This is a genomic window from Cypionkella sp. (assembly GCF_030652235.1).
Taxonomy (GTDB): Bacteria; Pseudomonadota; Alphaproteobacteria; order Rhodobacterales; family Rhodobacteraceae; genus Cypionkella.
On sequence record NZ_JAUSBA010000057.1, the window covers coordinates 16,060 to 36,388 of the forward strand.

A 20,329-nucleotide genomic window follows, 5' to 3' on the forward strand; every position below is an offset into this window, starting at 1 on the left:
TAGATATCGCTTAGCCGCCCTTGATGCGTTGAATCAGATAGATCTCGTCCAAGGGGTCAACAGCGGTGGACATGTTGGTGACGATCTGGCCATTCAGAGAAACCGAAACCCCTGCCTTGATCACCTGCAGCAGGGCTGGATGCGCCTTGACCAGCGCATCCAGAATCTCGCGCACAGTGCTACCACTGACCGAAATCACCGTCTGATCGCCTGCGAACCTGCGCAGGCCGGACCAGAGGTTGATCTCAACCACGCGCGTTTGCCTTGATCGCGGCCAGCACCTTGGGCGGTGACATCGGCAGGCTGCGCAACCGCACACCCGTGGCGGCCGCAATCGCATTGGCCAGCGCAGGCAAAGGCGGCGTGATCCCGGTTTCGCCCACACCCCGCACGCCATAAGGATGGCCGGGGTTTGGCACCTCGACGATCACCGTGTCGATCATCGGCAGGTCAGAGGCGACGGGAATGCGGTAGTCCAGGAACACCGCATTTTGCAGCCGCCCGTCCGCGCCGTAGACATATTCCTCGTTCAGCGCCCAACCGATGCCCTGCACCGCACCGCCCTGATACTGGCCTTCGACATAGGCCGGATGGATCGCGCGGCCCGCATCTTGCACCACCAGATAGCGCAGAACCGTGGTGCGCCCGGTTTCAGGATCAACCTCGACATCCACCACATGCGCGCCAAAGCTGGCCCCGACCCCGCCCGCCGTCACCTCGTGGTGGCCCGAAATCGGCCCCCCGGTGCTGCCCATCTTGGCACCGATTTCGGCGATGCTCATCGGCGGGAACTTCCCGGCGTTCGGCCCGGCGGGAACCGCCGCACCATCCAGCCATTCGACAGCCTCGGCATCAATCCCCCATTCAGCAGCGGCACGGGCGCACATCTGGGCGATGGCCTGCTTGGCAGCCTCGACCGCCGCAAGGCCACTGGCAAAGGTGGCGCGGCTGCCATGCGTGGGTTCGTTCACGCCCAACGCCCCAGTTTCCACGATATTCACCCGCACGGACTCGTAAGCGATGCCCAGCGTTTCTGCCGTCATCATCCCCAAAGAGGCCCGACTGCCGCCAACATCCGGCGTGCCGACCGACACCGTCACGGTGCCATCTTCACCAATCGCCAAGGAAACCGAGGTCTCGCCACCGTGGTTGAACCAAAATCCCGCTGCAGCGCCGCGCCCCTGATTGGGGCCAAGCGGCACCTTCAGATTGGCATGCGCCATCGTCGCCTCCAGCGTTTCCACCAGACCGATGCGGTTGTAGGTGGGGCCATAGCTGGCTTTAGCCCCTTCGCGCGCGGCGTTTTTCAGGCGCACGGCTAACGGATCAAGCCCCAACTCGTGGCACATCTCATCCAGCAGGCTTTCCACCGCAAACGCCGCCATCGGCGAGCCGGGCGCGCGGTAGGCGGCCGCTTTCGGGCGGTTGGCCAGCACTTCGTAGCCTTGGTGAAACACCGCAGGCACCGTGTAGCAGGCCAGCGCACAAGACAACGCCTCACCCACCGGGGACGAGCCGATAAACGCGCCGCCCTGCATCCGGAAATTCACCGAAGCCGCGGTGATGGTGCCATCGACCTTCATCCCCATCTTCACATCCATCGAGGCCGAGGCGGTTGGCCCGGTGGCGCGCAGCACTTCGGCGCGGCTCATCACCAGTTTCACCGGGCGACCGCCTGCCTTGCGCGACAAAGCCAGCGCCAGTGGCTCCATGAAGATCGTGGTCTTGCCGCCAAAACCGCCGCCAATTTCCGAAGGTGTGACGCGCAGTTGCGACGCCTCGGTGCCCAAAACTGCCGAGCACATCCGGCGGATATACCATTGGCCTTGGGTGCAAACCCACATCTCGCCCTTGCCATCCGCGCCCATTTGGCCAAGGCAAGCGTGGGGTTCGATATAGCCCTGATGGGTGGCTTCGGTCTTGTAGCTTTGCGCGCGCACCAGATCGGCTTCGGCAAAGCCCGCCTCCAGATCGCCATGGCCGAACTCGATGTATTTCACCACATTCGGATGCATGCCTTCGGGCACCGAATGATCAGCGGTGCCTGCACGGATCACCGGGGCATCGGGCTGCATCGCCGCATCGACGTCGATGACATGCGGCAGCACTTCGTATTCGACCTCAACCAGCCGCGCCGCATCCTGCGCCAGCAGTTTCGAGGTGGCCGCCACCGCCGCAACCGCATGGCCGTCATAGAGCGCCACATCGCCCGCAAGGGTGTTTTCCTGCAAGTTCCAATCCTCACCGGTCAGCCCGGTGGGGAAATCAGCCCGCGTGATCACCGCTTTTACGCCATCCAGCGCCAACGCCTTGGAAGCATCAATGCGGATGATCCGCGCATGGGCATGCGGCGATCGCACCACGGCGGCGTGCAGCATACCGGGGGCCGAGATATCCGCGCCATAGCGGGCGCGTCCCGTGACTTTGTCCAAGCCATCGGGGCGGTTGGGGCGGGTGCCAACCAGACGGTAGGCGGTTTTCAGATCATCCTTCGGCATCAGTGCGTCCCCCGCATTTCAGCGCCCGCATCCATCACGGCGCGGATGATTTTGTCATAGCCGGTGCAGCGGCACAGATTGCCCGCCAACCAATAACGCACTTCGACCTCAGTCGGATCGGGGTTTTGGGTCAGCAGCGCATTGGCCGCGACCAGAATCCCCGGTGTGCAAAACCCGCATTGCAGCGCCGCATGTTCGATGAACTTGCGCTGCAGCGGGTGCAGATCGGGGCCGTTTGACAGCCCCTCAACCGTCGCCACCGTTTTGCCCTCGGCTTCCGCGCCCAGCACAAGGCAGGAACACACCAAAACCCCGTCCAGTTGCACCGAGCAGGCACCGCAATCGCCGGTGCCACAGCCTTCCTTCGTGCCGGTCAGGCCCAACTGATCGCGCAGGCAATCCAGCAGCGTGTCGCGCGGATCGGCCAGAAATTCGACCGCATCGCCGTTCACCGTGGTGGAGACGTGGATTTTGCTCATGCTGAGGCTCCTTCTGCGCGGGTGTAGGCGATACGGGCGGCGCGTTGCACCAGCACGCCTACGATGTCTTTGCGGAACGTGGCGGTGCCACGTTTGTCGGAAATTGGCGTGCTGGCGGCAATCGCGGCGGCTGACAGCGCGGCTAGGGCCACTGCATCCAGCGCGGTGCCAATGATCGCCTGCGCGGCGGCTGGCACCAGCAGAATCTTCGGTGCCACCGCCCCGAGCGCAATCCGCGCCTCGATGATCCGCGCGCCGTCACGCCGCAGGTTCACCGCCACGCCGACCACAGCAATGTCCATCTCGGTGCGCGGGATGAACCGCAGATAGGCGTCGCCGCCATGCGCCCCACGGGGCGGCAAGATGATCGCAGTGATCACCTCACCCGGCAGCAAGGTGGTGCGGCTGGGGCCCGCGGGAATATCCTCGACCGCCACCGCGCGGTTGCCCTGCGGCCCGATCACCGATACCATAGCGCCTGCAGCCATCATCCCCGGCACGCTGTCGGCGGCGGGCGAGCCGTTGCACAGATTGCCCACCAAAGTCGCGCGGCCCTGCACTTGCGTCGAGCCGACCAGTTGCATCCCCTCGACCACGCCGGGCCAATCGGCGCAAACCCCCGCGTGTCGCCCCAGCTCCGCCCCCGACACCGCAATGCCAATCCGCCAACCACCTTCGGTGGTGCGGGCGATATCCTTGACGCCGGGAATATGTTTGAGATCAATCAGATCATCCGGCGTGACAATCGCCGCGCGCAATTGGACCAGAACATCCGTCCCGCCCGCAAGAAACCGTGTTAACCCTGAAGCCCCCGCCGCAATCGCTGCGGCCTGTTCAAAAGTCTTTGGCGTGTGAAATCGCATCCTGCCTCCCCTAAGCTGATGGTCATCGTCCAGACAGAATCTAAGCAGGTCTGAGTGCTGCCCGAGTATGGCGGGTATTCTGCGGGAAGTCAGCCACATCGGCAACAGTCCGAACCCCTGTGATCAACCGCAATATCGCTTTATTTGAGCTGGCGGCTCAGGTTCGGACCCAGTCCCCTGACGTGGTGTAGCTGGCCGTGAAGGTCACCGCCATTTCGGGCGGTACCTGCTTGATCAGCTACACCACGCCACGAGACATGATCGCCGACAGCCAACAAACTGTTCCTGAACTCTTCACACGCCAACGAGTCCTCGGGTACTCGAAATGCCCATCGGTGGTCACCATCCGGTCGCCCGTTCAAATCCAACACATGGCATTGAAATCATAACCCCTTGTTTTTTGGTGCCCGCGGCCGGACTTGAACCGGCACGGCCGTTCGGCCTAGAGATTTTAAGTCTCCTGTGTCTACCATTTCACCACGCGGGCAGTCATGCGGGTTTGGCAATCTGCCGCACCATAGCCATCTGCGCGGCGGGGTAAAGCACCCGAAATCATATCACTTGCAACAAACTGCTGCGCTGCGGCGATTGACTTCACCAAAATCCCTGCCTTTTATACCCGCGAGAGTTTGCGGAGGACCCCGATGAAGAAAATCTACCCCAACGCGGCGGCGGCGCTGGATGGTCTGCTGTTTGACGGCATGTTGATCGCAAGCGGCGGTTTCGGCCTCTGCGGTATCCCAGAACTGCTGATCGCGGGGATCCGTGATGCGGGCACCAAAAATCTGACCATTGCTTCGAACAACGCGGGCGTCGATGGGTTCGGGCTTGGCCAGCTTTTGGAAACCCGGCAGGTCAAGAAAATGATCTCGTCTTACGTCGGCGAGAACGCCGAATTCATGCGGCAATACCTGTCAGGCGAGTTGGAGTTAGAATTTAACCCGCAAGGCACTTTGGCCGAACGGCTGCGCGCAGGTGGCGCAGGTATCCCCGGTTTCTACACCGCCACGGGCGTGGGAACGGTGATCGCCGATGGCAAAGAGCACCACGACTTCAACGGCAAGACCTACATCTTGGAAACCGGCATCATCGCCGATCTCGCCATCGTCAAAGCGTGGAAGGCCGACCCCTCGGGCAACCTCGTGTTCCGCAAAACCGCGCGCAACTTCAACCCACCAGCGGCGACATCGGGCAAAATCTGTGTTGTTGAAGTCGAAGAAATTGTGCCGCTGGGCGCACTGGACCCCGACACCATCCACCTGCCGGGCATCTATGTGCACCGTATTGTGCAAGGCCAGCACGAAAAACGTATTGAGAATCGCACGACTCGTAAGAAGGAAGCCTAAGATGTGGGACCGCAACCAAATGGCCGAACGCGCCGGGCGCGAGTTGCAAGATGGCTGGTATGTCAATCTTGGCATCGGCATCCCCACTCTGGTGGCCAACTATATTCCCGAAGGTGTTAACGTCACCTTACAGTCGGAAAATGGCATGTTGGGCATGGGACCCTTCCCGTTTGAGGGCGAGGAAGACCCCGATCTGATCAACGCCGGCAAGCAAACCATCACCGAACTGCCGCAGACCGCTTATTTCGACTCTGCGCAGTCTTTCGCGATGATTCGCGGTGGGAAGATCGCCATGGCGATCCTTGGTGCGATGGAAGTTGCCGAAAACGGCGACTTGGCGAATTGGATGATCCCCGGTAAGCTGATCAAAGGCATGGGCGGTGCGATGGATCTGGTCGCTGGCGTTGGCCGCGTTGTTGTGGTGATGGATCACACCAGCAAGCACGGCGAATCCAAGGTGCTGAGGGCTTGCACCCTACCCTTGACTGGCAAGGCCGTGGTCAACCGCATCATCTCAAACCTTGGTGTTTTGGACGTGGTCCCCGGTGGGCTCAAAATCGTCGAATGTGCCGAGGGGGTCACCGAGGCCGAGTTGCGCGCCGCAACCGAGGGCACCATCGTTGACTGAAGTTATCCGCGAACATAGCGCGCACAAGGGCCGCTAAGTCATCCGCCAGAACGGTGAAGAAGCCGAGATCACCTATTCGATCACCAGCCCGACGCTGGTGATCGCCGACCATACCGCCGTGCCCGACAGCTTTCGCGGCAGCGGCGCGGGTCTGGCGATGCTGACACAGTTTGTCGCGGATGCGCGGGCCGAGGGCTTTAAGATCATGCCGCTCTGCCCCTTCGTCAACGCCACGTGGAAAAGCATCCTGAATGGGCGGATGTGTTCGCGGCTTGAAAGCGCTGGGGAATCTGGCGAAATCGTTAAGATTCCCTGACCGCCTCTCCATAAGTCCTTGATTTGAAGAAATTCTAATAAGGTCCCGAGTTGGGACCTTTCAATTCGTCGCCGAGATTACCTTGAACACACAAGCATCGGTGACCAATTCCGGCGGGCTTAGGCATAGCCCCTGCGCCACCTGCCACGCCGCCAAAACCTTGGGCACATAATCGCGAGTCTCGGCATAGGGCGGCACGCCCACATTGGCGTCAATCGCCCCCTCCCCCGCGTTATAGGCCGCGATCACCATCAAAGGATCATGATCGAACCGCTTCATCAGCCAGTCTAGATACGCCACCCCACCCTTGATGTTCTGCACCGGATCGGTGGAATCGCTAACGCCAAACCGCGCCGCCGTCGCCGGGATCAACTGCATCAACCCCTGCGCCCCGGCCGAGCTGACCGCATTGGGTTTGCCCGCACTTTCAATCCCGATCACCGCCAAGACCAAAGCGGGCGAGACATCGGTGCCAATCGTCGCCTTCAATATCTCGGTGCCATAGGTTGAGGCGATCTCTTGCATATGTTGCATCCGAGGGGCAGCCACCCGCGCCCCGCCCGGACCTTGGCTTAACGTGGCCAGTGCCAAGGGAAACCGCCCCGAGACCTGATCGCGCTGCACCGGCACCGCATCCCAAAACCAGCCATATTGCGCCGTGGCCGGGGTCGGCAGCGCGGGGGTCGGTGCCGCATCGGGATCAGCGGGCACCTCGGGCGCGCGGGCCTCGACCTCGGGCAAAGCCGCCAACAAACGCGCTTGCTCGGCCGGATCAATCTGCACGGTGATGCGCTTACCGGGTAGGTTATCGCTGACCTTGATGCGCTTAAAGCCCTCACCCGTGGCCGAATTCATAATGATTTCCGCCGCTGCCGGGATCGGCAGCAGAAGAATCAACCCTGCCAGAACTGCGCCTTGTGCCCGTCGCATCACGTTGGATGCCGCCTGCTTTGTTTTCATTGCGCTCAATGTTGCAGAATCGGGAAAGCTTTTCCACGTTTGCTTGCGTCAATCATGGCAATTTTGCCCAAATCGGCGCGAAAGCAACGCCTGTGAGGTACAAGGTTAAGTAGCCGCTAAAATATATATCGTTATATACCAAAGATATGCAGGGCAATCTTGCCTAAGTTGCCGCGCTTAAAAAACGCCCCACCCTGACCAAACTGCCGCCACGTTTACGGGGCCATATAGGGTCATACCGAACGGCAAGCGGCGAAACAGAGATCGCAGTTGACAGAGCCGGAGCGGTTAGAAACCTGAGCATCCCCAGAAAGGGACTACATTATGATGACCTTGAAACTTCGCAAACTGTTCAAATCCTTCCGCGCTGACGAATCCGGCGCTGTGACCGTTGACTGGGTCGTGCTGACCGCCGCCATCGTTGGCCTCGGCATGGTTGTGATGAAAACCGTTGGTGGTGGCATCGAAGGTCTGGGCGACTCGATCGTATCCGACCTGCAGGGCCGCGCTTCGGGCTACGAAAACCAGTAATCGGTTTTTTCGATCACCTGATAAGGGTGAGGGCCGCATCCGGGACGGGATGCGGCCTTTTCCATCTGCGACAGTTGCCTTGCTTGCTGCTGCGCGATTTCTCGATCAGAAACATATTTTCTCGATCAGTCGCGTCACCCGCCGCATGCCGCCGCCAAGCCGAGGCTGAACATTGCCAGTTGGACAGTGTTCCGAGCATCAAAACACCCCCCATGCCAGCGAAGCCGTCAATCCTAAAATCCGATCACATCCAGACCAAGCCGCTTCTGATGCAGAGGCGGGGCGTTCGCATCAGCCAAGCGGCAGCTTTCAGATGATTTGGCCAGAGCATTGTTTCCAAAACAGAAACGCCGCATTTCTGCACAATCGCAAGATAAAATGGTGAACGCTGCAATCACCCTGAAAAGACCTAAAGCCCGCCGCAATCGCGCCACGATTAGACGGCCTTATCAATTCAAGCCGAAGCGGTGAACGTGCTGGAACAGAGGCCAGAACGTGACGATCCAAAGCGGTGATACCTGAGCAACTCCTGGGATAGGGAAATCCAAAATGATGACGTTGAAACTTCGCAAACTGTTCAAATCCTTCCGCGCTGACGAATCCGGCGCTGTGACCGTTGACTGGGTCGTGCTGACTGCCGCCATCGTTGGCCTCGGCATGGTTGTGATGAAAACCGTCGGTGGTGGCATCGAAGGTCTGGGCGATTCGATCGTATCCGACCTGCAGGGCCGCGCTTCGGGCTACGAAAACCAGTAATCGGTTTTTTCGATCACCTGACAAGGGTGAGGGCCGCATCCGGGACGGGATGCGGCCTTTTCCATGTACGAAATCCGGGCCGAAATCTGGCACCAGACCACATTGCCGCCACGGAACCATACCGATTCCGGCCACAATCCCGCGCTATGGCGGTCATTGTAGGTTTTCTGTGTAGCCGGAGCGAAAGTCGCAAAGGAGTTAAGATGCAACGCTGGTTGAAGAAATTCATTCGAAAAACAGACGGCGCAGTCACTGTAGAATGGGTGACCTTGTCTGCGGCGGTGATCGGGCTCGGGATGCTTGTGCTGTGGCCAGTGGCCTTCAGCACGGAAAGCTCGACGCAGGGCGTGGCGGATTACATCGAAGGCATAGACGTGGGTTACGACAGATGAGTTGGGGTGTTCCGCAAGGCTTGCAACGAGGCGGAAACAAGTGGGAAAGGGGTTAACATGCGGATGATCTTTGGATTGGTGCTGGTGGTCGGCATGATGCTGGCAGGTGCCGCTGTGTTCATGGCAAAGAATTTCATCGGTCAGCAGCAATCGGCGGTGACGCGCGAGAAGCAGCTGATGGCCGACACAGGCGGTCTGACCATGGTTTTCGTCGTCAATAAGGCGAAGAACTACGGCGATCCGCTGACCAAGGAAGATGTGCAACGCATCTATTGGCCGAAAAACGCTTTGCCGGAAGGCGCGTTTGAGGATGGCGACCTGCTGTTTCCGAAAGATGCCAAAGATCCACGCTATGTGGTGCGGCAGATGGAAAAATTTGAACCGATCCTGGCAGTCAAAGTCACCGCTCCGGGCGAGCAGGCGGGTCTGAACGGCGCGATTGAAAAAGGCATGCGGGCGTTTGCGATCAAGGTTGATGCCGCAGACTTCCTGCAACCTGGCGATCGGGTGGATATCTATTGGACCGGATCTTCAGATGCCTCGGGCTCGGAAATCACCCAGCGCATCGAAAACGCGGTCAAGATCATCGCGGTGGATCGTAACGCCAAGGCCACCGTGGCTGCGGGCGAAATTCAAAGCCGCACCATGACCGTGGCCGCGACACCCGAACAGGTGGGGCGCTTGGCCCAAGCACAAGCCACCGGGCGTCTGGTGATGTCGCTGGTGGGCAATGACAGCGCAGCCGCCAGCGATCCGACCGAGATCAAAGTCACGATCAAAGACATCAACGGCGATACAACTGCCGCCCCTGAAGCCGTAGTCGTGGCACCTCAAGCGTGCTTCATCACGGTGCGTCAAGGCGGTGTTCCGACCCAAGTGCCGATCGCTTGCACCAACTAGGCCGCAAAACCGATCTTGCCGCCACTTCCTATAGTGGCGGCGGAATTCACCTTCCGCATTTGGTAGCCTGCTGTTGCAAGTTATCCACATAAGGAACGGCCTCCAACCATTTGATTCTTGCAAAAAAACGACACTTACGTCATCTTACGAACTGGATTGGGCATACCAAGACCCGACCAGAGGCGTGATCGAAAGGGCAGGTCACATGAATATGCGCAAATTCCTGACCGCCGCTTGCTTGGGGCTTGCCCTCGCAAGCATGGCGCTCAGCCCGCTGTCTGCACAGACGCTGCGGGTCATGGAGGGGTCGGCTTCGGCCCCGCTCAACGTGCCGATGAACCGCGCCGTGGTTGTGGAAAGCGACATCTCGTTCTCGGAGCTGTCGATCGCCAACCCCGGTATCGCCGATATCTCGACGCTGTCGGATAAGTCGATCTACGTTTTGGGCAAGACCCCCGGCCGCACCACGCTGACCCTGCTCGGGCCGGATGGCAAGCTGATCTCGAATGTGGATGTCTATGTCACCCCCGACATCGCGGAATTCAAAGAACGTCTGCAACAAATCCTGCCCGGCGAGAAAATCGAAGTCCGCACCGCCAATGACGGCATCGTCATGTCGGGCACGGTATCCTCCACCGCCAAGCTGGATCGCGCCCTCGATCTCGCCGAACGCTATGCGCCGCAGCGCGTGTCGAATTTGATGAACGTCGGTGGCACCCAGCAGGTGATGTTGAAAGTGCGTTTTGCCGAGATGCAGCGCTCGGTATCAAAAAGTCTGTCGGCCTCGCTGGGAGTATCGGGCGGCACCAAAATGGGTGTGATCGGAGCAACCGGCACGCTGGCGAGCCAAACAAAAGAGAATATCGCGGATGGTTTTCTGGGGCTGAAGCCAGGCACGCAAGGGGCCTTAGGCCTAGGCTTCACCGCAGGTTCTATAGAGTTTGCCGTGCTTCTGGAGGCGCTGGAATCCAAAGGCGTTGTGCGCACCTTGGCCGAGCCGAACCTGACTGCGCTGTCCGGGCAAGAGGCCACGTTCCTTGCGGGTGGCGAATATCCGATCCCGGTGACCGACAATGACGGCATCAAGATCGAATACAAGCCATTTGGCGTCGAGATGTCCTTCACACCCACTGTCGTTGATGGCGATATAATCAATTTGGTGATCAAGGCATCGGTTTCGTCGATTGATACGACCAACAGCGTCACCACCTCTGGCTTTTCGGTCAACGCCTTCAAGCGCCGCGAAACCTCGACCACGGTTGAGATGCGCGATGGTGAAAGTTTTGCCATTGCGGGCTTGCTGCAAGACGACTTCCGCGATCTGAACGGCCAAGTGCCGTGGCTGGGTGACATTCCGATCATCGGCGCCTTGTTCCGCTCGGCGGAATATCAGCGCGCACAGTCGGAACTGGTTATTATCGTTACGCCGCATCTGGTCACACCCACGCGCGGCGAGGCTTTGGCGCTGCCGACCGACCGCGTCAAACTGCCGTCCGAAAAGGATTTGTTCCTGTTTGGCAATGTGGCAGGCAAACAAAAAGGCGCTGCGGGCGATGTCGCTCGGCAAGATTTCAGCGGCTCTTATGGCTATGTGATGGAGTGATCATGCACCTGCGCTCGCTCCCTTTGATTGTCGCCGCGATAGTAAGCTTGGCGGCCTGTGATCCGATTGACTTCAACGGCGAGGCCGGCGCCTCTGTCGACGAAGGCGGGTTTGGCAACTCGACCATGAACAACACCTTGGTGATGTCGGGTGAACGCGATTACACCATCGCTTTGGCCCAACGTTTTGCGCAAACGGTGCCAACCACCATTACCTTCGCATTCAACAGCTCTGAACTGACAGCAGAAGCCCGTTCTACCTTGGCGCAACAGGCCGATTTCATCCGACAGTTCCCGCAAGTGCGCTTTCGCGTTTATGGCCATACTGATCTGGTTGGGTCAAACGCCTATAACAAGGCTTTGGGCCTGCGCCGCGCCCGCGCCGCAGTGGCCTATCTTGCCAGCCTCGGCATTGGTGGCTCTCGGCTTGAAGCAGTGGTGTCTTACGGCAAAACGCGGCCAATCATCCAAACCTCGGCGCCGGAACAGCGTAACCGCCGCACAGTCACCGAAGTTTCGGGTTTTGTGAAAAATGACCCGATGGTGTTGAACGGCAAGTATGCTCGGATCATCATGCAAGAGTATGTCAAAGGCGCAGTCGTTCCACAGGGCTTCTACACGGGCGTACTAGACCTGCCACCGCCACCGCCGGATACAAATAAGAAGTAACGACAAGGCCCGTGCGCGCGACCGCAGGGGCCTTTGTTTATGAGTTCGTTTCCGAAATAGCCGCTTAGATCGCTAAATACCCCAGATTGACGCTGTTTTAGCCCCAATCTCGCCACCATCCTCCAGCATCTTGCACTCAATGGGAACAATGCCGCGCCGAAGGCCAGGTATGCTCCCCCGATTGGCCCCAATCGCGCCTTAATTTTGGCCGGGGTCCGTGGTGGGATGTCTTGAGAAGGACGATGAAACGATGACGAGCGTGGCCAACTTACAACCTGATCCTGCACCCATTCTGGCGTGCACGATTTCGCGCGATGTGCAGAACTTTGATCTGCTGATCGACGATATGGAAAACGAGCTGGGCGAGGCTTGGGGTGATCTTGGCTTTGAAGACGCCCTGATTTTCCTGGGCCAACCTGAATCTGCCACGCTGGAGTTTGTCGCCATCGCCGTCGATGCCGAAGATGAGGCCGATCTGTCGCGGATCACCGAGATCATTCGCACCGCAAAGGCAAAGTCGATCAAAGTGATCTTAATCGCCGATCAGGTCGGCCCTGCCGCGCTGCATCAGCTGCTGCGCTTGGGTGCCGAAGATTTCGTGCCCTATCCGCTGCCCGATGGCGCTTTGCACGAAGCCATTGAACGCATCCGCAAAGCCAAACCTGCTGAAGCTGCCGCCCCTACCCCAGCCCCCGCCCCTACCCAGGCACCAATCATCTCGGATGAACCCCATGCCGAAAAGGCCCCAACGTTCAAAGCCAAAGGCGACCGCGATGCGGTGGTGCTGCCTGTGCATGGGCTTGCAGGCGGCTGTGGTGCATCCACCTTCGCCGCCAATCTGGCTTGGGAGCTGGCAACTTTGTCGAAAACAGACGCCCCGCGCGTCTGCCTGATCGACCTTGATTTCCAATATGGCTCGGCTGCGACCTACCTTGACCTGCCGCGCAAAGAGGCGGTGTTTGACCTTTTGACCGACACCGGCCATGCCGATTCTGATACCCTTCTGGCCGCCATGCTGACCTTCAACGACAAGCTGCATGTGCTGACAGCTCCGTCTGACATGCTGCCGCTGGATATCGTCAGCCCGGAAGACATTGGCCGCATCATCGACATGGCGCGGGCGAATTTCGACTTTGTGGTGATCGACATGCCGCGCACCATCGTCGCCTGGACCGAAACCGTGCTCAGCCGCGCCCATGTCTATTTCGCGCTGATGGAGTTGGACCTGCGCTCGGCACAAAACGTGCTGCGTCTGGTGCGGGCGCTGAAAGCAGAAGGTCTGCCGCATGAAAAGTTGCGCTATGTGTTGAACCGCGCGCCGAAATTCACCGATCTTTCGGCGAAAAGCCGGGTAAAGCGGATGGCCGAAAGCCTTGATATCACGATCGAAGTGCAGCTTCCCGATGGCGGCGCGCAGGTAACGCAAGCCAATGATCACGGCCTGCCACTCTCGGAAAATGCGGGCAAAAACCCGTTGCGCAAAGAAATCCAAAAGTTGGCGAAATCGCTGTTTGATCTGAACAAAGCCGTGGAAATCGGCAGGGCCTAAGGCCTGGACTTTGGGGGTTAACGATGTTCTCACGTTTCAAGAAACCGGAAGCCGGCCCAAGCGCCAGCCCAGCCGCCGCGCGCGCCGCAGCACCGGCCCCTGCGCCAAAGCCCGGCATCAGCCGCCCGGTGGCCGCACCCGCCCGCCCGCCCGCCGAGGCGGTTGCGGCTGATAAGGAAAAGAAACGCAAGGAACGTCTGGGCGAGTTGAAGCAGGAATTGCACAAGCGCCTGCTCGACAACCTCAACCTCGCCGCCATCGAACAGGCATCAGAAGCCAATCTCAAAGCCGAAATCGCCGCAATCTCGGCCGAAGCGTTGGACGAGATGTCGGTAGCTTTGTCGAAAGAAGACCGCGCCACGCTGAACCAAGAACTTTACGACGAGGTGATGGGCCTTGGCCCGCTGGAACCACTGCTGAAAGACGAATCCGTCAACGATATTCTGGTCAACGGACCGAACCGCATCTTTGTCGAACGCAACGGCAAGCTGACCCTGACCGACATCACCTTCAAGGACGAGCGCCACCTTTTGCGCATCATCGACAAGATCGTCTCAGCGGTGGGCCGTAGGGTCGACGAATCCAACCCCTATTGTGACGCCCGTTTGGCCGATGGCAGCCGTTTCAACTGCATGGTGCCGCCGGTTGCGGTCGACGGCTCTCTGGTTTCGATCCGGAAATTCAAGAAAGAGAAACTTGGCATCCCCGATCTGGTGCGCTTTGGGGCTTTCACCGAGGAAATGGGCCTTTACCTGCAGGCCGCCGTGTCATGTCGGTTGAACATCATCGTCTCGGGCGGCACCGGTTCGGGCAAAACCACCACGCTGAATGCGCTGTCCAGCTTTATCGACAACACCGAACGCGTGCTGACGATTGAGGACACTGCCGAACTTCAACTGCAACAGGTCCATGTCGGCCGGATGGAAAGCCGCCCCGCCAACGTCGAAGGCAAGGGCGCTGTGACCCAGCGCGACTGTCTGCGCAACGCCCTGCGGATGCGCCCCGACCGTATCATCGTCGGCGAAACCCGCGGTGAGGAGGTCATAGACATGTTGCAAGCGATGAACACCGGCCACGATGGATCAATGACCACCATTCACGCCAACTCGGCGCGTGACGGCATCAGCCGTCTGGAAAACATGGTTGCCATGGCCGGGATTGAGATGCCACTGAAAGCTGTGCGCAGCCAGATCGCGTCGGCCGTGAACCTGATCGTGCAAGCCTCGCGCCTGCAAGACGGCTCGCGCCGCATGGTCTCGATCACCGAAATCACCGGCATGGAGGGTGAAGTGATCTCGATGCAGGAAGTATTCCGCTACGAACGCTTGGGCGTCGAGCCCAACGGCAAAATCATTGGCCGCTTCAACGCCACCGGCGTGCGCAGCCACTATTCTGACCGCTTCAAGCAATGGGGCTACGATCTGCCTGCCTCGATCTACGAACCGATCAACTGAGGGTATCATGACCATTTCAGCCGCCCCGCTTATCTATGTTTTGATCTTCGTCGCCGTGGTGGTGATGGTGAACGGCCTGTATCTGGTGGTGTTCGGCAAATCCATCAGCCTGAACAACCGCATGAGCCGCCGTCTGGCCTTGCTGGAGAAAAACAACAACCGCGAACAGGTGCTGGAGCAGCTGCGCAAGGAAACCGAGCAGCACGTCAACTCGCGCGGCATCCCACTGTATTCGATCCTCGCCAAAAAAGCGCAGAAGGCCAACATCGCCTTCAGCCCGCAGCAACTGGTGCTGATCATGATCGGCATGGTCGGCGTGGCGTTCACGGGCCTGACCTTTGGCACCCAAGTCGCCCTGCCAATCCGTGTGGTGGTCGCCGTCGGCATGGGCGTGGGCGGCGTGTATTTCTGGGTCAACGGCAAGGCCAAAAAGCGCATCGCGTTGATGGATGAACAACTGCCCGACGCGGTTGAATTGATGGTGCGGTCCTTGCGCGTCGGCCACCCGTTTGCGTCCGCCATCGGCATCGTTTCCAAGGAAGTCCCCGATCCTTTGGGCACCGAATTTGGCATGATCTCAGACGAAGCCGCTTACGGGCGCAACGTCGCCGACAGCCTGAAAGCCTTTGCCGAACGCATGGACAGCCAGGATCTGCGCTTCCTCGCCGTCGCCGTCACCATCCAGCAAACCTCGGGCGGCAACCTTGCCGAAATCCTTGAAGGTCTGTCAAAGGTGATCCGCGCCCGCTTCAAACTGTTCCGCCGCGTCAAGGCGATCACTGGCGAGGCAAAATGGTCGGGCATGTTCCTGTCGATGTTCCCGATCGGCGCGATCGTCATGATCAACATCATCAAACCTGACTATTATGATGATGTCGCGAAATCGGCGGTGTTCATCCCGGCCTGTCTTGCTGTCGCGGTGTTTCTTGTCATCAACATCATCTTCATGCGTATCATGGTCAACATTAAGGTCTAAGCGTCATGGAATTTCTGAACACTATCAACACGCAACTGATCGACACCTTCGGCCCGCTGGGGCCGTTGCTGGCGCTTGGTCTGCTGGGTCTGGCGCTGATTGTCGCCGTGCTGCCGATGCTTCTGCAAAAGCAACCCGAGCCGTTCGACAAGCTGAAAGCCCTGCGCAAAGACATCGAAAACGCCAGCAAATCCCAAAAAAGCGCCAACCTGCGTCACAGCGAAAAAGCCGACCGGTTGGAGAAATTCGCCTCGTTCCTGGAACCGCAGGATGAGCAGACCATGACCGCCTCGCGCCTGAAAATGGTGCGCGCGGGCTACAAACAGAAAAACGCCGTCCGCACTTTTCACTTCGCGCAACTGGCCTTGGGCGTTGGTCTGCTGGGTTTGGGGATGCTTTACACCTTCACCGGCAATGACGGCGCCGAGGTGTCCACCCAAGTGATGATCATCTCTACCCTGTTGCCGGGGGGGCTTGGCTATTACTTTCCGATGTATTGGGTCAACAGCCGGGTGCAAAAGCGTCAGTCCGAAATCGTCTCGGGCTTCCCGGACGCGCTCGATCTGATGCTGGTCTGTGTCGAGGCGGGCCAGTCGCTGGACCAATCCATCAACCGCATTGCAAAAGAAAGCCGCAACTCTTGCCCCGCGCTCGCCGAAGAATTTGAAACCGTGGCACAAGAGGTCAAGGCCGGGAAAGAACGCGTCAAGGTGCTGAAAGACATGTCCGAACGCGTCGGCATCGCCGATATCTCGTCGTTCTGCACCACCCTCGTGCAATCAGCGACCTTCGGCACCTCGATGTCAGACGCCCTACGGGTGTATTCCGCCGAGATGCGCGACAAACGCATCATGCGGGCAGAAGAATTGGCCAACAAATTACCGACAAAACTCACCCTCGGCACTATGCTGTTCACGCTGCCGCCGCTATTGATCATACTGATCGGACCATCGGTGTACGGGATCTCGAAAACCCTCGGTGGCGGCTAAACCACGGGCGCAAGGCCCAGTAAGACGGGGCTAAAGTGGCGCGCGCGGCAGTTATCCTTCTGATCTGCATCCCCTTGGCCGCCTGTCAGCATGCGGGCGGCCTGTCCGCATCCGGCACCCCCCGCAACGTGCCCTACGGTGTCGATGCCCGCGAACAAGGCGTTGATGGCCTGCTGGTCGGCCACCGCCTAATGGAAGTGGGCGAATACGATCTGGCGATGAAAGCCTATCTGCGCGCCGCGTCTGAACAAGGCATGAACGCCGATGTGCTCTCGGCCATCGGCTCTGCCGATCTGAAACTGGGGCGTTTGGGTCAGGCAGAAAAAGTGCTGCGCCGCGCCATTGAAGCCGATGAGCGCAACGTGCCCGCTCTGAACAACCTTGGCTGCGTACTGATGGAGCAAGGTAAATCTGGCGAGGCCCGCCGGGTATTTCAGCAAGCTTTCGCGCTGGACAGTGGCCAATCGGACTCCATCCGTGAAAATCTCAAGCTCGCGATAGCGCGCAGCGAGGCCTCTGTATATGATCCGGTTCAGGACGAAAAACCCGTGATGAAACTGGTGCGACGCGGCCAAGGCTCTTACGTTTTGCTGTCGCAACTTTGAAGCCCGCGAATGTGAAGACCGAGCAGTAGACCAAAAAGGACGCAAAATGCGCCAACCCGTGTTGCTTACTTTGTGCCTGATCGGCGCCACCGCTCTGGCGGGGTGCCAAGGCACCCGAGACGCCGCCTCCAAACGTGCGCTGAAATCGGTGAATGTGGTCGATGAGAGCAACCTCAGCGACATCATGCTGACCGTGGGCGACCCGAATGAGGCCGTGGCCTATTTCCAGAAATCCAGCGCCGAGAACCCCGACCGCATTGATCTTAAACGCGGTCTGGCCAAGTCGTTGATCCGCGCCAACAAACCGTCTGAGGCCATCGGCGTGTACACCGCCATCATCGCCTCGTCCGAAGCCACCAACGACGACCGTGTCGGTCTGGCTGACGCGCAAATGCGCACCTCGGACTGGGCAGCCACCGCCGCCACCCTGAACACCATCCCACCAACCTTTGAAACCTTTGATCGCTATCGGCTTGAGGCCATGGTCGCCGACAGCCAGAAAAACTGGAAGAAAGCCGACAGCTTTTACGACATTGCCGCGGGCCTCACCAACAAACCCTCGGGCGTCTACAACAACTGGGGTTTCTCGAAACTGACCCGCGGCGACAATGCGGGGGCTGAAAAGCTGTTCCTCGAAGCCCTCACCTACGATTCCAAGCTGTTCACCGCCAAGAACAACCTGATCCTCGCCCGCGCAGGTCAGCGCAAATACGACATGCCGGTGATCGAGATGACCCAGACCGAGCGCGCGCAGCTTTACTACACCCTCGGACTTGCGGCCGTGAAGCAAGGCGATACATCCGTAGGCCGCGAACTGCTGCAACAAGCCGTCGACACCTCCCCCACCTATTTCGAGGCCGCCGAGCGCAGCCTGAAAGCGCTGAGCACCTGATATGATCTCTCCCCACACCGCCCTTGTCTTCCTGCCGTTCTGCTTCGCCGTCGCCATTTGGGTGTCGTGGAGCGATATGAAATTCATGAAAATCCCCAACAAAGCTGGATTGGCGCTGCTGATCCTCTGGCTGGTGCTGGGGTTGATCCTCGTGCCGTTCAAACTCTGGCTTTGGGGCTGGGCCTTGGCCGCCTGCGTCTTGGTCGCGGGCTTTATCCTGAACGCAGGCGGCGCCGTCGGTGCCGGGGACGCGAAATTCGCGGCTTCCATGGCCCCGATCTTCATCCACGCCGACATCCGCTTCGTGCTCGGCCTCTACGCCGCCTGCCTGCTCGGCGCCTTCGCCGCCCACCGCCTTGCCCGCCTGATCCCGCCGTTTCGCGCCGCCACGATCGATTGGCAAAGCTGGACGCATAAAGACTTCCCGATGGGTCTGGCGCTGTCAGGAACACTGATCTTCTACCTTTTGGCCGCACTCTTGCCGCTTTTCTAGGTCAATCCTTGGCATTGAAGCTTCGGGCGCAACAGTCGCCCCACCAATGCAAAGGTGCCGCCGATGAACATGCAAGTGCCGATGGGCGTGCAAGCCCCGCCGCAACCAAAGTCTTTGGCCGAAACCGGCCTAAGCTCGGTGATGATGCGCGACATTCTGCTCAAAACCATGTTCCGCATGAACCTCGACATGGTGACGGACCTCTCCCGCGCGATCTGCCTGCCCGTCGTCTTGACCCAAGAACTGGTCGACGCCGCCCGCCAACAACGCCTGCTCGAAGCCAAAGGCACGCTGAACGCCACATCGACCAGCAACGAGATGGGCTATCAGTTGACCGATGCTGGCAAAGCCCGCGCATTGGATGCCCTGTCACAATCCGAATACTATGGCGCTCTGCCGCTGCCCCTCGCCGCCTACTCCGCGCAAATGAAGCGCCAATCCGTCCGCGACATCAAACTGACCCGGCCCGAGTTGATGAAGGGCATGGGCCATCTGATCCTGCCGCCCGATCTGATTTCCAACCTTGGCCCCGCCGTCACCTCGGGCCGATCCATCCTGATGTATGGCCCGCCTGGCAACGGCAAATCCTCAATCTCCAACGGCATCCGCGCCGCTTTGGGCGATAAGATCTACATCCCGCGCGCGATCGAATATTCCGGTCAGGTGATCACCGTTTTCGATCCCATCGTGCATTCATCCGCCGAAGAATCCGTCGACGACCCCAACGCCCTGCGCCGCACCGGCAACCGTTATGACAACCGCTATGTCTACTGCGAACGCCCTTCGGTGATCACCGGCGGCGAATTGACCCTCGACATGCTCGATTTGAAATACAACCCCACCGCCCGCACCTACCAAGCGCCGTTGCAACTGAAAGCCTCGGGCGGCATTTTCATCGTTGACGACCTTGGCCGCCAGGCCGAACCGCCGCAAAAACTGGTCAACCGCTGGATCGTGCCGCTGGAAGAATCCCGTGATATCTTGGCGCTACAATCAGGCGAAAAATTCACCGTCCCGTTCGACACCCTCGTAATTTTCTCGACCAACTTCCACCCGAATGAGATTTTCGACGGCGCCGCCCTGCGCCGGATTTTCTTCAAGATCAAAATCGACGGCCCGAACCAAGAGATGTTCCTGAAAATCTTCGCGATGGTCGCGAAGAAAAAGAAAATCCCGCTGGACGAAGCCACCCTGATCTACATGCTGAAATCGAAATACCCGACCATCGCCAACAACTTCGCCAACTACCAGCCGACCTTCCTGATCGACCAGATGATCGCGGTCTGCGAGTTTGAAGGCATCCCCTACCAAATGTCCCCCGAGTTGATGGACCGCGCTTGGGGCAACATGTTCGTGCGGCAAGAGACGATTGCGAAGTAAACACCCCCTCTGATCGAATATACGAATCAATTGGCTGATCGGATAACCCGG

General features: G+C 59.3%; 23 protein-coding genes and 1 tRNA gene. 17 read left to right on the plus strand and 7 right to left on the minus strand.

Annotated features, from left to right (window positions below; translation table 11 throughout):
* Positions 1-10 precede the first annotated feature (10 nt).
* The 6 genes from Q7V03_RS19335 to Q7V03_RS19360 form a co-directional block, all read right to left on the minus strand.
* Complete coding sequence (locus tag Q7V03_RS19335; RefSeq protein ID WP_304927225.1) at positions 11-253, minus strand: MoaD/ThiS family protein; 243 nt, start codon at positions 251-253, stop codon at positions 11-13.
* Positions 246-2,498, minus strand: coding sequence for a xanthine dehydrogenase family protein molybdopterin-binding subunit (locus Q7V03_RS19340; protein ID WP_304927226.1), 2,253 nt, complete (start codon positions 2,496-2,498; stop codon positions 246-248). The genes Q7V03_RS19335 and Q7V03_RS19340 overlap by 8 nt, the downstream gene beginning before the upstream one ends.
* Positions 2,498-2,977, minus strand: a complete 480-nt coding sequence (locus Q7V03_RS19345; protein ID WP_304927227.1) for a (2Fe-2S)-binding protein — start codon at positions 2,975-2,977, stop codon at positions 2,498-2,500. The genes Q7V03_RS19340 and Q7V03_RS19345 overlap by 1 nt, the downstream gene beginning before the upstream one ends.
* Positions 2,974-3,840, minus strand: a complete 867-nt coding sequence (locus tag Q7V03_RS19350; RefSeq protein ID WP_304927228.1) for a xanthine dehydrogenase family protein subunit M — start codon at positions 3,838-3,840, stop codon at positions 2,974-2,976. Before Q7V03_RS19350 ends, Q7V03_RS19345 begins: the two co-directional genes overlap by 4 nt.
* Positions 3,841-4,241: 401 nt before the next feature.
* Positions 4,242-4,327, minus strand: a tRNA-Leu gene (locus tag Q7V03_RS19355).
* Positions 4,307-4,438 (minus strand): hypothetical protein, encoded by a 132-nt coding sequence (locus Q7V03_RS19360; RefSeq protein WP_304927229.1) that lies wholly within the window; start codon positions 4,436-4,438, stop codon positions 4,307-4,309. Before Q7V03_RS19360 ends, Q7V03_RS19355 begins: the two co-directional genes overlap by 21 nt.
* A 46-nt stretch (positions 4,439-4,484) precedes the next feature.
* Between Q7V03_RS19360 and Q7V03_RS19365 the strand changes: the two genes are divergently transcribed.
* The 3 genes from Q7V03_RS19365 to Q7V03_RS19375 all read left to right on the plus strand — a co-directional run bounded on the left by Q7V03_RS19365 (position 4,485) and on the right by Q7V03_RS19375 (position 6,130).
* Positions 4,485-5,186, plus strand: a complete 702-nt coding sequence (locus tag Q7V03_RS19365; protein ID WP_304927230.1) for a CoA transferase subunit A — start codon at positions 4,485-4,487, stop codon at positions 5,184-5,186.
* A 1-nt stretch (position 5,187) separates the two neighbouring features.
* On the plus strand, positions 5,188-5,814 hold the full coding sequence (locus Q7V03_RS19370; RefSeq protein WP_304927231.1) for a 3-oxoacid CoA-transferase subunit B: 627 nt from the start codon (positions 5,188-5,190) through the stop codon (positions 5,812-5,814).
* Between the two features lie 97 nt (positions 5,815-5,911).
* Positions 5,912-6,130, plus strand: a complete 219-nt coding sequence (locus Q7V03_RS19375; RefSeq protein ID WP_370651174.1) for a GNAT family N-acetyltransferase — start codon at positions 5,912-5,914, stop codon at positions 6,128-6,130.
* A 60-nt stretch (positions 6,131-6,190) separates the two neighbouring features.
* On the opposite strand, the gene Q7V03_RS19380 is transcribed toward Q7V03_RS19375, so the two are convergent.
* Positions 6,191-7,060, minus strand: a complete 870-nt coding sequence (locus tag Q7V03_RS19380; protein WP_370651176.1) for a lytic transglycosylase domain-containing protein — start codon at positions 7,058-7,060, stop codon at positions 6,191-6,193.
* A 357-nt stretch (positions 7,061-7,417) separates the two neighbouring features.
* Between Q7V03_RS19380 and Q7V03_RS19385 the strand changes: the two genes are divergently transcribed.
* The 14 genes from Q7V03_RS19385 to Q7V03_RS19450 all read left to right on the plus strand — a co-directional run bounded on the left by Q7V03_RS19385 (position 7,418) and on the right by Q7V03_RS19450 (position 20,278).
* Positions 7,418-7,621, plus strand: coding sequence for a Flp family type IVb pilin (locus Q7V03_RS19385; RefSeq protein ID WP_370651175.1), 204 nt, complete (start codon positions 7,418-7,420; stop codon positions 7,619-7,621).
* Between the two features lie 552 nt (positions 7,622-8,173).
* Entirely contained in the window at positions 8,174-8,377 is a 204-nt protein-coding gene (locus Q7V03_RS19390) for a Flp family type IVb pilin (RefSeq protein WP_370651175.1), read from the plus strand.
* 203 nt (positions 8,378-8,580) lie between these two features.
* Positions 8,581-8,769, plus strand: coding sequence for a hypothetical protein (locus Q7V03_RS19395; protein ID WP_304927232.1), 189 nt, complete (start codon positions 8,581-8,583; stop codon positions 8,767-8,769).
* Between the two features lie 57 nt (positions 8,770-8,826).
* Positions 8,827-9,669: a Flp pilus assembly protein CpaB gene (gene cpaB / locus Q7V03_RS19400; protein WP_304927233.1), complete on the plus strand. Its 843-nt coding sequence runs from the start codon at positions 8,827-8,829 to the stop codon at positions 9,667-9,669.
* 205 nt (positions 9,670-9,874) lie between these two features.
* Complete coding sequence (locus Q7V03_RS19405; RefSeq protein ID WP_304927234.1) at positions 9,875-11,272, plus strand: type II and III secretion system protein family protein; 1,398 nt, start codon at positions 9,875-9,877, stop codon at positions 11,270-11,272.
* Between the two features lie 2 nt (positions 11,273-11,274).
* Complete coding sequence (locus Q7V03_RS19410; protein WP_304927235.1) at positions 11,275-11,940, plus strand: OmpA family protein; 666 nt, start codon at positions 11,275-11,277, stop codon at positions 11,938-11,940.
* A 250-nt stretch (positions 11,941-12,190) separates the two neighbouring features.
* On the plus strand, positions 12,191-13,489 hold the full coding sequence (locus tag Q7V03_RS19415; protein WP_304927236.1) for an AAA family ATPase: 1,299 nt from the start codon (positions 12,191-12,193) through the stop codon (positions 13,487-13,489).
* A 23-nt stretch (positions 13,490-13,512) separates the two neighbouring features.
* Positions 13,513-14,943, plus strand: a complete 1,431-nt coding sequence (locus Q7V03_RS19420) for a CpaF family protein (RefSeq protein ID WP_304927237.1) — start codon at positions 13,513-13,515, stop codon at positions 14,941-14,943.
* A gap of 7 nt (positions 14,944-14,950) precedes the next feature.
* Positions 14,951-15,919 (plus strand): type II secretion system F family protein, encoded by a 969-nt coding sequence (locus tag Q7V03_RS19425; protein ID WP_304927238.1) that lies wholly within the window; start codon positions 14,951-14,953, stop codon positions 15,917-15,919.
* Between the two features lie 5 nt (positions 15,920-15,924).
* Positions 15,925-16,908: a type II secretion system F family protein gene (locus Q7V03_RS19430; RefSeq protein WP_304927239.1), complete on the plus strand. Its 984-nt coding sequence runs from the start codon at positions 15,925-15,927 to the stop codon at positions 16,906-16,908.
* A 35-nt stretch (positions 16,909-16,943) separates the two neighbouring features.
* Complete coding sequence (locus Q7V03_RS19435) at positions 16,944-17,513, plus strand: tetratricopeptide repeat protein (protein WP_304927240.1); 570 nt, start codon at positions 16,944-16,946, stop codon at positions 17,511-17,513.
* 46 nt (positions 17,514-17,559) lie between these two features.
* Complete coding sequence (locus Q7V03_RS19440) at positions 17,560-18,405, plus strand: lipopolysaccharide assembly protein LapB (protein WP_304927241.1); 846 nt, start codon at positions 17,560-17,562, stop codon at positions 18,403-18,405.
* Position 18,406: 1 nt separating this feature from the next.
* Positions 18,407-18,898, plus strand: coding sequence for a prepilin peptidase (locus Q7V03_RS19445; RefSeq protein ID WP_304927242.1), 492 nt, complete (start codon positions 18,407-18,409; stop codon positions 18,896-18,898).
* Between the two features lie 63 nt (positions 18,899-18,961).
* Complete coding sequence (locus Q7V03_RS19450) at positions 18,962-20,278, plus strand: ATPase (RefSeq protein ID WP_304927243.1); 1,317 nt, start codon at positions 18,962-18,964, stop codon at positions 20,276-20,278.
* Positions 20,279-20,329: the final 51 nt, after the last annotated feature.